Source organism: Streptomyces sp. CA-251387 (genome assembly GCF_050936625.1).
In the GTDB taxonomy this organism is placed as follows: Bacteria; Actinomycetota; Actinomycetes; order Streptomycetales; family Streptomycetaceae; genus Streptomyces.
The window spans coordinates 4,307,953-4,321,116 of sequence record NZ_JBNJMJ010000001.1 but is presented as its reverse complement, the minus strand read 5'-3'; the positions used below and the strand labels follow the sequence as shown (position 1 = coordinate 4,321,116).

Genomic DNA, 13,164 nt, shown 5'->3' with positions numbered 1-13,164 from the left:
GCGGGGGGTGCCGCCCTCGGGCGTTTCAGCAGGGGTCGTAGTACGAGCCGACTGCGGGCTGGCCCGTGTAGTTCGGCCCGGCGGCCGGGTCGGCACCGAGATAGCGGAACGGGAGCGTCACCTCGCGCCCGCCGTCGAGGGTGAGCCGGTGGTGCCGGGCGCTGTACCGGAACCCGGCCGCGCGGAGGGCCGCGACCGCCGCCCGCCCCGCCGCCGACCCGTCGGCCCGGCGCACCGACTCCGGGTCGAAGTGCGCGGCCAGCAGTCCGTCGGGGGCGAGCCAGGAAGCGGCACGGGCCAGGAGACCGAGCTGGTCGCCGACGTAGTGCAGGCCGTGCACGCAGGTGATCAGGTCGTAGCTCCGGGGCGGTGCCCAGGAGGACACGGAGGTCACGACCTCCTCCACGGTGGGCGGGGCGGGGGTCGGGACGAGCGGGCCGACCAGGTCGACGCCGGTGAGCACCGCGTCACCGGGCAGGGCCGAGGCGGCCTCGCGCAGGGCGCGCCCCTCGCCGCTGCACAGGTCCAGCCAGGACGGGGCGGCGGGCCGGGCGGCCAGCAGGGTAAGGGGATCGAAGCCGAGTTCCCGCGCGTAACTGTTCACTCCGGCAAGACCGCGCTCGCGGTTCATCGTGTTGTTGGCGACCACGGAGGATCGCTCCAGCTCGCTCGGGGAGATCAGCGGGGGCTTCGGCATGGGGACATTCTCCGGCGCCGGGGTGTCCGGGCTCACAGACGGATTCGGTGGGACGCGGAATGTGGGGCAGCGCATACTCAGTTGCTTAAGGAAGTGCAACAATGCGTGCGCACATACCATCCGGTTTCCAGTCGCCGGCCGAGCCACCCACTCCCGAGGAGCCCCTGCGTGACCGTCACCGAGACCTCCGCCTCCCGCGCGGCCCAGATCCTGTCCCGGCCGACCGTGATCAACGGCCTGACCGTCCCCAACCGCATCGTGATGGCGCCGATGACGCGCATGTTCTCCCCGGGCGGCGTCCCCGGCGAGGACGTCCTGTCGTACTACGCCCGGCGCGCCGCCGCGGGCGTGGGGCTGATCGTCACCGAGGGCACCTACGTCGGCCATGAGTCCGCCGGGCAGAGCAGCCGTGTCCCCCGGTTCCACGGTGAGGAGCAGCTGGCGGGCTGGGCGAAGGTCGCCGAGGCGGTGCACGCGGCGGGCGGCACGATCGTGCCGCAGCTGTGGCACATCGGCATGGTGCGCAAGGAGGGCCAGTCGCCGTACCCCGAGGCCCCCGCCGTCGGCCCCTCCGGCCTGCGCATCGGCGAGAGCGAGCCCACCGGCAAGGCGATGACCCAGCGGGACCTGGACGACGTCATCGCCGCCTTCGCCGACGCCGCCGCGGACGCCGAGCGCATCGGCTTCGACGGCGTCGAGCTGCACGGCGCCCACGGCTACCTCCTCGACCAGTTCCTGTGGGAGGGCACCAACCGCCGCACCGACGCCTACGGCGGTGACCCGGTCGCCCGTACGAAGTTCGCGGCGGAGATCGTGGCCGCCGTACGCGAGAAGGTCTCCGCCGACTTCCCGGTCATCTTCCGCTACTCGCAGTGGAAGCAGGAGGCCTACGACGCCCGGCTCGCCGAGACCCCGGAGGAGCTGGAGGCCATCCTGACCCCGCTCGCCGCGGCCGGCGTCGACGCCTTCCACGCCTCCACCCGCCGCTACTGGCTCCCGGAGTTCGACGGCTCCGACCTCAACCTGGCCGGCTGGACGAAGAAGCTCACCGGCAAGCCCACCATCACCGTCGGCTCGGTCGGCCTCGACGGCGACTTCATCGGCGCGTTCATGGGCGAGGGGTCCACCGTCAAGGGTATCGACGACCTCCTGGACCGCCTGGAGGCCGAGGAGTTCGACTTCGTCGCCGTCGGCCGGGCGCTGCTCCAGGACCCGGAGTGGGCGGCGAAGGTCCTGGGCGGCCGCTTCGACGAGCTGGCGCCCTACGACGCGGCCTCGCTCAAGACCCTGAGCTGAGCCCCAACTCGCGGCTAATGTCGGAGAGATGAGGATCCTTCATCTCTCCGACACCCATCTCGAACGCACCGACGCCCCCAACAAGTACGGCGTCAACGCCACCGATTCGCTGCGGCTGATGCTCGCCGAGCTGCGCCATCTCCGGGACGTGGACGCGGTCGTCGTCACCGGGGACATCGCCGACGACGGTTCTGTGGAGGCGTACGCGGCCGTACGGGATCTGGTGGGCGAGTTCGCGCGGCGGCTCGGGGCGCCGGTGTTCTGCACGACCGGCAACCACGACGAACGGGACGCCTTCGGCAAGGTACTGGGCAGCGGGCACCCGGAGCCGGAGCTGATCCTGGAGTCCGAGGCGCAGGAGCGGGCCGCGGTGAGCACGGTCGGGGGCCGGCGGTTCGTGACGCTGGACTCGTTGGTGCCGGGGAAGGTGTACGGCGAGCTGAGTGCGCGCCAACTGGACTGGCTGCGGGGCGTGTTGAGCACCCCGGCCGAGCAGGGCACCGTCCTCGCCTTCCACCACCCGCCGATCAGCCTCGACATCTCGGCGACCCAGCCGTTCTTCGGGCTGCGCAACCCGGGCGAGCTGGGGGAGGTGATCCGGGGAAGTGACGTACGGGTCGTGCTGACCGGGCACTTCCACCTCCAGCTCTTCGGGCTGCTGGAGTCGGTGCCGGTGTGGGTCACGCCGGGCGTGGTCAGCCGCATCGACCTGACGGCCGCGCCCGGGACGGAGCGAGCCGTGCGCGGGGCGTCGGCCTCGCTGGTGGAGCTGGGCGGGGCGGCGGGGCCGATGTTCCACACCTTCCATGCGCGGGATGCCCAGGCCCACGAGACGGTGTACGAGCTGGACGAGAAGCAGGTGCGGTCGTTCGTGGAACAGGAGGCGTGAAACCGGCTCGGTTGAGTAAGTCAATCAACTGACTTAAAGTTGCCTCGGTCAATTAGGTGTCCTTCCCACCCGTATGCCGACGGAGGCCGACTCATGTCCGACGCACCGACCCGTACCGCCGAGTCGGCCGGAGGCTCCGCCCCGCCGAGCTCGAACGCCGTGGTGGCGGTGCTGGCCTTCGCCGGGATCGTCGTCTCGCTGATGCAGACCCTGGTCATCCCGATCGTCCCGGAGCTGCCCAGGCTGCTCGACGCCCCGGCGTCGGACACCGCCTGGGCGGTCACGGCGACGCTGCTCGCGGCGGCCGTGGCCACCCCGGTGATGGGGCGGCTCGGCGACATGTACGGCAAGCGGCGGATGCTGCTGGTCAGCGTCGTGCTGCTGGTGAGCGGCTCCGTGGTCTGCGCCCTGAGCGAGTCGCTGGTCCCGATGATCGCCGGGCGGGTGCTCCAGGGCCTGGCCTCCGGTGTGATCCCGCTCGGCATCAGCATCATGCGCGACGAACTCCCCGCCGAGCGCCTCGGCTCCGCCACCGCCCTGATGAGTGCCTCCCTCGGCATCGGCGGCGCGCTCGGGCTGCCCGCCGCCGCGCTCATCGCGGACAACTTCGACTGGCACGTCCTGTTCTGGACGTCGGCCGGGATGGGCGTCGTGGCGCTGGTGTGCGTGCTGCTGCTGGTGCCCGAGTCGAAGGTCCGCACGGGCGGGCGCTTCGACCTGGTCGGCGGCATCGGCATGGCGGCCGGTCTGGTCTGTCTGCTCCTTGCCATCTCCAAGGGCGCCGACTGGGGCTGGTGCAGTGGGACGACGCTCGGTCTGTTCGCGGCGGCCGTGGTCGTCCTGGCGGCGTGGGGCTGGTGGGAGCTGCGCACCGAGCAGCCGCTGGTCGACCTCCGTACGACGGCCCGCCGTCAGGTGCTGGTCACCAACCTCGCCTCGATCGCGGTGGGCTTCGCGATGTTCGCGATGAGCCTGGTCATTCCGCAGATCCTCCAGCTCCCCGCGCAGACGGGCTACGGCCTCGGCAAGTCGATGCTGGTGGCGGGCCTGTGCATGGCGCCGTCGGGCCTGGTGATGATGGCGACGGCCCCGATCTCGGCCGCTCTCTCCCGGGCCAAGGGTCCGAAGGTCACCCTGATGGTCGGCGTCCTGATCGTGGCCGCCGGCTACAGCCTCAACATCGTCCTGATGTCGGAGGTCTGGCACTTCGTCCTGGTGGCCTGCGTCATCGGCGCCGGCGTCGGCTTCGGATACGGCTCGATGCCCGCGCTCATCATGAGCGCCGTGCCCGCGTCGGAGACGGCCGCCGCGAACAGCCTCAACACGCTGATGCGGTCCCTCGGTACGTCCACGGCGAGCGCGGTCGCGGGCGTGATCCTCGCCCAGATGACGACGGACCTCGGCGGTTACGCCCTCCCGTCCGAGAACGCCTTCAAGGTGGTCCTGGCGGTGGGCGCAGGGGCGGCGCTGCTGGCGTTCGCGGTGGCGTCGTTCATTCCGTGGCAGGCGGTGGCCGCCGCCGGGAAGCCGGTGTCGGAAGGGGCGGCGGAGCAGGTGGGGGCGACGGCGAAGTCGTAGGGGCGGCAGCCGCCGTAGCCGCCGTGGCGGCCGAACGGCTGTGGAAACCGGTACGGCCGCTACAGGTTCCCCATCGGCTCGATGTCGACCTTCACCGGTGTACCCCAGACGCGCAGCACCTCGTAGTCCGTGAACTCGTGCACCAGCCGGTAGGCCATGGCGGGGCGCGGGCCGCGGCGCTGGGCGGCGAGATACAGCTCGGCCTCCCGGCGGTCGCGGCGCGGGGTGCCGCAGAGCTGCCACTCCTGGCCGTTCCACAGCTCCGGCAGCCAGCGCTGCTGGGGCTGGGGGCGGTCGCCGCGGACGCCGTAGCGGGAGGGGGCGGGGTGCTCGGGGAGCGGGGGACCGCGGGGCCGGTGCCGTTGAACTCGGAGCGGCGGGCGGCTCGGCGGCGGGTTTCGCAGAGCAGGCAGAGGTCGGGGGCCGCGGGGTCGACCGGGCCGGCGGGGTGCTCCGGGCAGCGGGTGGTGCGGGCGGCGGTGCTGACGCTCTCGTCGAGGAGATCGAGGGCGCGGCGCAGGTCCGCCTTGACCTCGTGCAGCCTGGCATCCGGGGTGTCGGCGGTGAGGGCCTCGCCGTGCTCGCCGAGGAGGCGGAGGGCTCGGCCCAGAGCCGTCAGTTGCGCGTGGTTCATGGATGCCAGTCTGCCGGGTCGGCGGACGGTCAGCCCATGCTCTTGGCGCCGTCCAGGGACTCGCGGATGATGTCGGCGTGGCCGGCGTGCTGCGCGGTCTCGGCGATCATGTGCAGCAGCACCCTGCGGGCCGACCACCGGGCGCCGGGCTCGTTCCACGGGGCCTTGGGCAGCGGATGCGACGCGTTGAGGTCGGGCAGGGCGGTGACCAACTCGTCGGTCCGGCGGGCCACGTCGGCGTAGTCGGCCAGGATGCCTTCCAGTGTCTCGCCGGGCAGCATCCGGAACTCGTCGGCACGCTTGGCGAAGTCGGCCTCGGTCATGGCGGTGAAGTCGGGCATGGCCGACGGGCCGTGCTGGATGAATTCGGCCCAGTGCCGTTCCACCGACGCGACGTGTTTGACCAGGCCGCCCAGACACAGCTCGCTCGCGGTGGTCCGCTGCCCGGCCTGCTCATCGGTGAGGTCGCGGGTGGTGAAGCGCAGGAAGTGCCGGTGCTTGGCCAGCGCTTCGAGCAGGTCGGCGCGCTCGTCGGTGGCGGTGGCGGTGGTGGCGTGCGTGGTGTCCTGCATGGGCTCGTCCCTCCAGGGATTTCCGGGAACCAGGGCTTCCTGCTCCGTCGGTCGAGACCACGTTAGGAGCCATTTAGGTCAGGTACTGACCTCTTTCGCACCGGAACCGTGGGCGCGTCGGCGGGTTTGCAGGCCGGCTTCGCGGTGCGTACGCCGTCAGAGCGTCGAGACCTTCCTCGTGTACGCGTACGGGAGCCCCTCGATGTTGCTCAGCTGCGTCTCGACCAGCACCGGGTCGCCCTTGCCGAACGGCAGGCTGGTCGAGGACAGCGCGGGCACCGTGACCTGTACGACGTGGACCTGCTCGTCACAGGTCAGCCCGTGCACCGAGGCCACCCCCGGGGACTGTCGATGTCCGAGTCCCGCCCGTCGGCCAACCGCCAGGAAACGCCCATGTACAGCTCGGGGGCCGGCTCGCAGACGTATGTGACGTCGACCGTGATGGCCCTGTCCGGAACGAGCGCGACATCGCCGATGATCACGTTGTTGTTGCCGACGGCGGGGGAGCCGTTCTGGGCAACGGCCGGAGCGGCGGTGGCCACGGCGCCCGTACTGATCGCGACGGCCGCGACAGCGGAGGCGGTGAGGCGGCGGAGCCGTAAGGACGGCATGCTGGATCTCCCTTTCCCGAGAGCAGGTCGAGGCAGGTGCTCCGGCATCATCACACCGGCCACTCTCGACCTGCTCTCGGCAGGCCCGGCCCGCCCGCAGCCGGCGTCCTGCTCAGACCCCGACGCGCGGCTCAGTCGGTCTCGGAAGCGCGGCTCAGGCGGTCGTACTGGTTCCGGGTGAGGTGTACGGCGTCCGACGCGACGTTCTCCTCCAGGTGCGGGATGCTCGTCGTCCCCGGGATGGGGAGGATCACCTGGGAGTGGGCGAGGAGCCAGGCGAGGGCCACCTGGGTCGGCGTGGCGTCGGCTTCCTTGGCCACGGCGGCGATCTCGGCCCTCGCCCCCGAGGTCCCGGCGGCCACGGGCCGCCACGGCAGGAACGCGATGCCCGCCGCCTCGCAGGCTTTCAGTACGGGTTCGTGCTCGCGGTCGAAGAGGTTGTAGCGGTTCTGGACGCTCGCGATGTCCACGACGGCGCGCGCCTCGACGAGTTCGGCGACCGTCACCTCCGACAGCCCGATCCGGCCCACCTTGCCCTCGTCGCGCAGATCGCGCAGGGCGCCGAGCTGGTCGGCGAGCGGGACGCCCGGGTCGAGGCGGTGGAGTTGGAGCAGTTCGATGCGGTCGAGGCGGAGGCGGCGCAGGGCCTCGTCGACCTGGGCGCGCAGATCGGCCGGCTCGCCCGCGTGCCGCCAGCCCTCACCGGTGGTGGTGCGGCGGATGCCGACCTTGGTCGCGATCACGAGCTTTTCCGGATACGGATGCAGGGCCTCGGCCAGGAGATCCTCGTTCGCACCCCAGCCGTACATGTGCGCCGTGTCGATCAGCGTGACACCCAGCTCCACGGCACGCCGGGCGACCGCGATGCAGGTCGCGCGGGCCTCGGCGGAATCGGGCCGCAGGTGCATCGCCCCGAACCCCAGCCGTCGTACGTCCAGGTCGCCGCCGATACGAAACGTCGTCAAAGCCGTCATACGCCCACGCTAACAACGGAGTTGACTCAGCCCCCCGCTGTTTTCAGCGCCGCGCGCAGATGGCCGTCCGTCCTGGACAGCAGCCCGGCGGCGGTGGGCACGTCCACGTCGGCCAGCAGAATCAGGATCGCCGTCTTCACCTCGCCGCCCGCCTCGGTCAGCGCCCGCTCGATCTCCGCGTCGGCCGCACCCGTGGCCAGGGCGACGATACGGCGGGAGCGGGCCCGTAGCTTGTCGTTGGAGGCGCGAACGTCGACCATCAGGTTCCCGTACGTCTTGCCGAGCCGGATCATCGTGATCGTCGACAGCATGTTGAGGACCAGCTTCTGGGCCGTGCCGGCCTTGAGGCGGGTCGAGCCGGTCAGCAGCTCCGGGCCCACGACGATCTCGATGCCGTGCTCGGCCGCCGCGGCGAGGGCACTGCCGGGATTGCAGGACAGCCCGATCGTCAACGCGCCCTGCCTCCGCGCATGCTCGACCGCACCGATCGCGTACGGCGTGCGCCCGGACGCCGAGATGCCGACGACCGTGTCGGCCGGGGTGAGCGCCAGGGCGTCCAGGTCGGCCCGGGCCAGTTCCGCGGAGTCCTCGGCACCCTCGATCGAGGTGACCATCGCTTCCGGGCCACCCGCGATGAGCCCGACGACCTGGTCCGGCTCGGTGTTGAAGGTCGGCGGACACTCTGAGGCGTCGAGCACCCCGAGGCGCCCGGCGGTGCCGGCACCGGCGTAGATGAGCCGACCGCCGCGGGCCATCCGCTCCGCGATGGCGTCGATGGCGGCGGCGACCTGGGGGAGCTGCGAGGCGACGGCGGCCGGCACGGAGGCGTCCTCGCCGTTCATGAGCCGGGCGATGTCGAGGGTGGGGAGCTGATCGATCTCGGCGAGCTCCGGCCGGAATGCCTCGGTGGTCAGGCTCTCCAACTCGGCGCGGAGATCACGGGGGTTGGATGTAGAGGTCATGAGGGAGACGGTTCTTTCCAGTATCCGGTGTGCTGATGTACCTCAGGGGCTCGGGGCTGCATCGATATGGGGCTCCGCCGCGTGGGCGCGACCAGCCACATCGGACCCGCGGACACCCCACAACCGTTGGGCCTGCGGTCTATCGACGATGCCGATGCGCCAGCGCCTCATAGGACGCGGCCAACGCAGGCGCCGCCGTCTCGTAGGTCCTCTGCGCCACCCCCACGAACAAGCAGTCCACCACGAGCAGCTGACTCGTACGAGACGACATCGCCGCCGGCCGCAACTCGCTCTCCCGCGCGGTGGACGTGGTCAGTATGTGGTCGGCGTACTGAGCGACGGGGCCGTCGGGGCGCCCGGTGATCGCGACGGTGGTCGCCCCGCGCTCGAACGCGACCCGCAACGGCTCGATGACATCCCCCGTCGACCCGGAGTGCGTGATCGCGATGGCCACGTCACCGGCCCGCAGCTGCACGGCATTGGTCACGGCGAGATGCGGGTCGTTGTGCGCATGGGCTATCAGCCCTATCCGCAGCAGCTTCTGGGTGAGGTCCTGCGCGACCAGCCCGCTCGCGCCCACGCCGTACACGTCGATCCGCCGAGCGACGGCCGCAGCTGCCACGGCCGCCCCCAACTGCGCCGTGTCGAGTCCGGCGGCGGTGTCGGCGAGGGTCTGCTGCTCGTCGTAGGCGAGCTTCGCGACCACGTCGGCGATCGGGTCGTCCACCGCGATGTCGGTCGTTATGGCGGGGGCGCGGCCCGACTGCTGCTGCGCGGCGAGGCCGGCCAGGGCGAGGCGCAGGTCGCGGTAGCCGGGGTAGCCGAGGAGGCGGGCGGTGCGGACGACGGTGGCCTCGCTGGTGCCGGTGAGTTCGGCGAGTCCGGTGACCGTGAGGGCCGAGCAGCCCGCCGGGTCCTTCGCGACCGCTTCGGCGACGCGCTGCATGGAGCGGGTCATCGACGGGGCGAGCGTGCGCACCTTGGCCGCGAGGGCGGCGGGGGCGGGCGGGGGCCCTCCCGGAGCGCTGCCGAAACTTTCCTTCACATCCTGGGTCACCTATGAAAGATATTTTCGGCTCGGCGTCGTGGTCAAGAGTGCGCACAATAGGACCATGGAAGCCATCCCTCCGCTGGAGCAGTCGCTGCACAGGGCCCGTGCCCTCGTGCTCGCCGACCTGGTCGCGGGCGAGGTCGCCGAGGCGGACGTCGTGTCGCTGGTCGAGGAGTCCGTCGTGCAGCGGCGCTGGTGGGTGGAGCAATGGCCGGAGGGCGCCGAGTACGTTGCCGGGCTGGTCGCCCAGGACGTGCAGGACGCGCTCCTCGACCGGTACGGCCGCTGGCCGTTGTGCCCCGTGTGCACCTCCGGGGACCCGCATGCACTGAACGTCGAGCCGGAGCTGGGGCCCGATCCGCACTGGGTGTGTCACGAGGCCGGGGTGAAGGTCGCCGCGGTGGGTGCGCTCGCGTCCGCCCTCCCCGGCGGCGGGCCGTCCTCATGAGGCGCGCGTGACGGTCTACATCGACCCGCCGACCTGGCCGGGGCACGGGCGGATGTGGTCGCACCTGGTGAGCGACGTGTCGTACGACGAACTGCACGCGTTCGCCGAGAAGTTGGGCGTGCCACGACGGGCCTTCGAACGGGACCACTACGACATCCCGTCCCATCGGTACGCCGAGGTGGTGCGCGCGGGCGCCGTGGAGGTCAGCAGCCGTGAGGTGGTGCGGCTGTTGCAGGGGGCGGGGTTGCGCAGACGGAAGGGGCGAGAGGCCGACTAGCCCCCCCGCCCCCTCGCCCTTCGGCCCCCGCCCCCTCGGCCCTCGCCCCTCGGCTCTTGGCCCTTCGGCCCCTTGGCCCTTCGGCCCCTTGGCCCTTCGGCCCTGCGCTCTTCGGCCCCTTGGCCCTTCGGCCCCTTGGCCCTTCGGCCCTGCGCTCTTCGGCCCCTTGGCCCTTCGGCCCTGCGCTCTTCGGCCCCTTGGCCCTTCGGCCCTGCGCTCTTCGGCCCCTTGGCCCTTCGGCCCTGCGCTCTTCGGCCCCTTGGACCTTCAGCCCCTCGGACCTCCGGCTCTTGGCCCTTCGGTCCCTCGCCCTTGGCCCCTTCGGCCTCGCGTCCTAGGCGAACTGCCCCGGCTGGTAGTCGCCCGCGGGCTGCTGGACGATGACGTTCATCCGGTTGAAGGCGTTGATGAGGGCGATCAGGGACACCAGGGCGGCCAGCTGCTCCTCGTCGTAGTGCTTGGCGGCGTTCTCCCAGACCTCGTCCGGGACCCCGCCGGCCGCGTCCGCGATACGGGTGGCCTCCTCCGTCAGCTCCAGGGCGGCGCGCTCGGCCTCGGTGAAGCAGGTGGCCTCCCGCCAGGCCGCGACCATGTTGAGGCGCAGCCAGTCCTCACCGGCGGCGACGGCGTCCTTGCTGTGCATGTCGGTGCAGTAGCCGCAGCCGTTGATCTGGCTGGCGCGGAGCGTCACGAGGTGCCCGGTCGCGGCGGGCAGCGGCGAGTCGTGGATCACCTTGGACGCCGAGACCAGGTGCTTGACGAACTTGCCGAAGGTCGGGATCTCGAAGGCGTTCAGACGGGCGCTCATGGCGAACTCCTTGGCCGTTGTCGGTGGTTACACACTTCTGACGGAACGGCTCGGCGGAATGTGACATGGGCGGAAGTGACGTGGGTCACCCTCTGTCGGTGCCGTGGGAGTGCTCGGCCTTTCGCACGGGGTACCAGGTGTCGCCGGCCGGACGGGGCGGGTCCGCCAGGTTCCAGCTCCACGAGAGGGTCGGCGTGATGCGCAGGTAGTGCCCCGGCCCCACCATGCCGACGCGCTCCACGGGCCCGTCCGCGACGCCGTACACGCGGATGCCGCGGGCGATGAACGGCTCGAGGGAGACCAGGTCGTCCACGACGAAGGCCACCTTGTCGCGGCCGTGCTCGACATTGCGGAACTTACGGGTACCGAGCACCTCCGCGCGCGGGCCGCCCACCCAGAAGTGGGCCCCGTCGAACTCGAGGGCCACCGGCACCACATCGGGCTGCTCGTTGGCGCAGACGCTGGCGAGCCGGGCGAGCGGGTTCGAGGACAGGTAGACGATCTCCTCGTCGCTGAACGACATGGCGGCTCCTCCGGCGGCGCGGGCAGGCTCCGCCCCAGGCTAGGCCTCCGTCGGCCGCCCCCTGCGGACGTAGAGCCGGAGCGTCTGATCCATGTCCCGTTCCTCCAGTGCCGTCCGCTCCTCCTCGACCGTCGCCCGTACGTACCCGGCGCGCGAGACGACGCCCTGGGACGGGAGGTTGTCGGCCTCGACGGTGGCGCAGAGGAGCCGTACGTCGTCCCGGGCCAGAGCCCACTCCGACAGGGCACGCAGGGCCTCGCTCGCGTAGCCGCGGCCGCGGGCGCCCTCCACGAGGTCGTAGCCGACCTCCGCGCGGCCCTCCTCGTCGGGGATGCCGTGGAAGCCCATGCCGCCGACCGCGAGGTCGTCCTCGCGCCGCACGAGGACGAACAGGCCGAACTCGGGCCGGTGCACCCCCGCCTCGTACGCCTTCAGCATCATCCCGGCGGCCTCCCTCGTCCCCTCGAAGGGCCCGCCCACGACCCACGCGAACCCGCCGTCACCACCCGCGCTCAGGTCGGCGGCGGCCGCGGGGGTGACGCCCTGGAGGGTGAGGCGGTCGGTGGGAAGGACGAGGTTGTTGCGCCAGCGCCACTCGGTGACCGGGGAGCGGCCGGGCAGGTCACCGCGGCCGGTGGCCCACAGCAGGGTGCGCCAGTGATCGGGGCCCGGCTGGACGTGCGGGAAGATCGTCGTCAGCACGAACTGGGGGAGCTCGGCGGGCGGTTCGTACGTCAGCCCGAGCCCCTCGGCGATGTCGTGCGTGTGCAGCAGCACCTCGGCGACTCCCATCGCGGCGAAGCCCTCGCGGTTCGCGCTGCGGAAGGGGTACGGGTGGAAGGCGCGCACCTCGGGGGGTGCGGTGCGGACGGCGGCGGTGAGGAGGGCGCCGGTCGCCTCGATGACCTGGATCAGGCCCGCGTTGTCGGTTCCCTCGTCGAGGGTGATGTCGAAGGGGACGTACGCACTCTGCGCCCGGCCCGCCAACTGCCCCGCGTACGCGATCAGGTCACCGGCGATGTGCTCGGCCGTCTCCCGGCAGCTCCACTCCAGCCGCCCGGCCTTCACCTCGTTCCAGTCCCGGCCCACCGCCGTCCGCAGCAGCGCCGCCGCACCGGCGACGGCCTCGTCCACTCGTTCCCCGCCCATGTGTCGCATATGCGGCAGGCTACGGGCTCCGGGCTGGTCAGGGCGACAGCATTTCCAGCTCGGAGGAGAGGTTGTAACGGGCGGTGGCCTCCCACTTCTCCCGCCCGTACGGCGTGCGGAACAGGCTGGGCAGCGCGAGGAGTTGGCGCAGGATCGCCGAGCGGCCCTCGCGGAAGGCGTCGTTCGGGACGAAGTGGTACTCCTCGCGGACGGCGGCCGTGTAGGCGGCGTACGCGGAGGGCGGGGCGGCGAGGATCGCGAGGTCGGCGTCGCAGAGGACCTGGCCGTTGCGGTCGTCCGGTGCCGGGTCGTGGGTGGTGGTGAGGCGGACCAGACGGGCCACCTCGGCGGTGCGCTCCGCGGGGACACCGGCCTCGGGGAGGGCGCGTTCGGCGAGGCGGGCGGAGCGCTCCTCGTTCTCCGAGCGGTCGGGGAGGTAGACCGCGTCGTGGAACCAGGCGGCGAGCCGTACGACGTCCGGGTCGTCGGCGTGTTCGGCGAGTTCGTCGATGTGGTCCAGGACCGCGGTGAGGTGGGTGAGCGTGTGGTAGTGGCGCTGCGGCTCCTGCCAGCGGGTGAGGAGGTTGTCGGCGTACGGGGTCGGGTCGGGGGCGGTGGCGGGTGAGCGGGCGGCGTTCAGGGCTTGGGTGAAGCGGGTGCGCAGGGCGTCGGGATCGGCCATGGCGTCATTGTGG

At 71.8% G+C, this 13,164-nt stretch carries 16 protein-coding genes and 1 pseudogene; 5 read left to right on the top strand and 12 right to left on the bottom strand.

Going from position 1 to position 13,164, the window contains the following annotated elements; translation table 11 throughout:
• Positions 1-25: 25 nt before the first annotated feature.
• Positions 26-697, bottom strand: coding sequence for a class I SAM-dependent methyltransferase (locus tag ACQEV2_RS19165; RefSeq protein ID WP_433042638.1), 672 nt, complete (start codon positions 695-697; stop codon positions 26-28).
• A 168-nt stretch (positions 698-865) separates the two neighbouring features.
• Between ACQEV2_RS19165 and ACQEV2_RS19160 the strand changes: the two genes are divergently transcribed.
• From ACQEV2_RS19160 to ACQEV2_RS19150, 3 genes are all read left to right on the top strand, one after another.
• The gene (locus ACQEV2_RS19160; protein WP_433042635.1) at positions 866-1,993 is read left to right on the top strand and encodes an NADH:flavin oxidoreductase; all 1,128 of its coding nucleotides are present in this window, start codon (positions 866-868) and stop codon (positions 1,991-1,993) included.
• 28 nt (positions 1,994-2,021) lie between these two features.
• Positions 2,022-2,882, top strand: coding sequence for a metallophosphoesterase family protein (locus tag ACQEV2_RS19155; protein WP_433042633.1), 861 nt, complete (start codon positions 2,022-2,024; stop codon positions 2,880-2,882).
• Positions 2,883-2,975: 93 nt separating this feature from the next.
• Positions 2,976-4,460: an MFS transporter gene (locus ACQEV2_RS19150; protein ID WP_433042630.1), complete on the top strand. Its 1,485-nt coding sequence runs from the start codon at positions 2,976-2,978 to the stop codon at positions 4,458-4,460.
• A gap of 59 nt (positions 4,461-4,519) precedes the next feature.
• Here ACQEV2_RS19150 and ACQEV2_RS19145 read toward each other — a convergent pair.
• From ACQEV2_RS19145 to ACQEV2_RS19115, 7 genes and pseudogenes are all read right to left on the bottom strand, one after another.
• Positions 4,520-5,094: pseudogene (locus ACQEV2_RS19145) on the bottom strand (hypothetical protein).
• 29 nt (positions 5,095-5,123) lie between these two features.
• Entirely contained in the window at positions 5,124-5,666 is a 543-nt protein-coding gene (locus ACQEV2_RS19140; RefSeq protein WP_433042627.1) for a DinB family protein, read from the bottom strand.
• Between the two features lie 156 nt (positions 5,667-5,822).
• Positions 5,823-5,993 (bottom strand): hypothetical protein, encoded by a 171-nt coding sequence (locus tag ACQEV2_RS19135; RefSeq protein WP_433042624.1) that lies wholly within the window; start codon positions 5,991-5,993, stop codon positions 5,823-5,825.
• Complete coding sequence (locus ACQEV2_RS19130) at positions 5,981-6,277, bottom strand: hypothetical protein (protein ID WP_433042621.1); 297 nt, start codon at positions 6,275-6,277, stop codon at positions 5,981-5,983. The genes ACQEV2_RS19135 and ACQEV2_RS19130 overlap by 13 nt, the downstream gene beginning before the upstream one ends.
• 131 nt (positions 6,278-6,408) lie before the next feature.
• Positions 6,409-7,251, bottom strand: coding sequence for an aldo/keto reductase (locus ACQEV2_RS19125; protein WP_433042618.1), 843 nt, complete (start codon positions 7,249-7,251; stop codon positions 6,409-6,411).
• Positions 7,252-7,277: 26 nt separating this feature from the next.
• Positions 7,278-8,213 (bottom strand): N-acetylmuramic acid 6-phosphate etherase, encoded by a 936-nt coding sequence (gene murQ / locus ACQEV2_RS19120; protein ID WP_433042615.1) that lies wholly within the window; start codon positions 8,211-8,213, stop codon positions 7,278-7,280.
• A gap of 139 nt (positions 8,214-8,352) precedes the next feature.
• Positions 8,353-9,270, bottom strand: coding sequence for a MurR/RpiR family transcriptional regulator (locus tag ACQEV2_RS19115; RefSeq protein WP_433042612.1), 918 nt, complete (start codon positions 9,268-9,270; stop codon positions 8,353-8,355).
• Positions 9,271-9,325: 55 nt separating this feature from the next.
• Between ACQEV2_RS19115 and ACQEV2_RS19110 the strand changes: the two genes are divergently transcribed.
• Positions 9,326-9,712 (top strand): hypothetical protein, encoded by a 387-nt coding sequence (locus ACQEV2_RS19110; protein ID WP_433042609.1) that lies wholly within the window; start codon positions 9,326-9,328, stop codon positions 9,710-9,712.
• 7 nt (positions 9,713-9,719) lie between these two features.
• The gene (locus tag ACQEV2_RS19105) at positions 9,720-9,989 is read left to right on the top strand and encodes a DUF4031 domain-containing protein (RefSeq protein ID WP_433042606.1); all 270 of its coding nucleotides are present in this window, start codon (positions 9,720-9,722) and stop codon (positions 9,987-9,989) included.
• Between the two features lie 334 nt (positions 9,990-10,323).
• Here ACQEV2_RS19105 and ACQEV2_RS19100 read toward each other — a convergent pair whose 3' ends face one another.
• From ACQEV2_RS19100 to ACQEV2_RS19085, 4 genes are all read right to left on the bottom strand, one after another.
• Positions 10,324-10,797 carry a carboxymuconolactone decarboxylase family protein gene (locus tag ACQEV2_RS19100; RefSeq protein WP_433042603.1) on the bottom strand — a complete coding sequence of 158 codons (474 nt, stop codon included), beginning with the start codon at positions 10,795-10,797 and terminating at the stop codon, positions 10,324-10,326.
• Positions 10,798-10,882: 85 nt separating this feature from the next.
• Positions 10,883-11,320: a PPOX class F420-dependent oxidoreductase gene (locus ACQEV2_RS19095; RefSeq protein ID WP_433042600.1), complete on the bottom strand. Its 438-nt coding sequence runs from the start codon at positions 11,318-11,320 to the stop codon at positions 10,883-10,885.
• Positions 11,321-11,359: 39 nt separating this feature from the next.
• On the bottom strand, positions 11,360-12,478 hold the full coding sequence (locus ACQEV2_RS19090) for a GNAT family N-acetyltransferase (RefSeq protein WP_433042597.1): 1,119 nt from the start codon (positions 12,476-12,478) through the stop codon (positions 11,360-11,362).
• Between the two features lie 28 nt (positions 12,479-12,506).
• The gene (locus tag ACQEV2_RS19085; RefSeq protein WP_433042594.1) at positions 12,507-13,151 is read right to left on the bottom strand and encodes an HD domain-containing protein; all 645 of its coding nucleotides are present in this window, start codon (positions 13,149-13,151) and stop codon (positions 12,507-12,509) included.
• Positions 13,152-13,164: the final 13 nt, after the last annotated feature.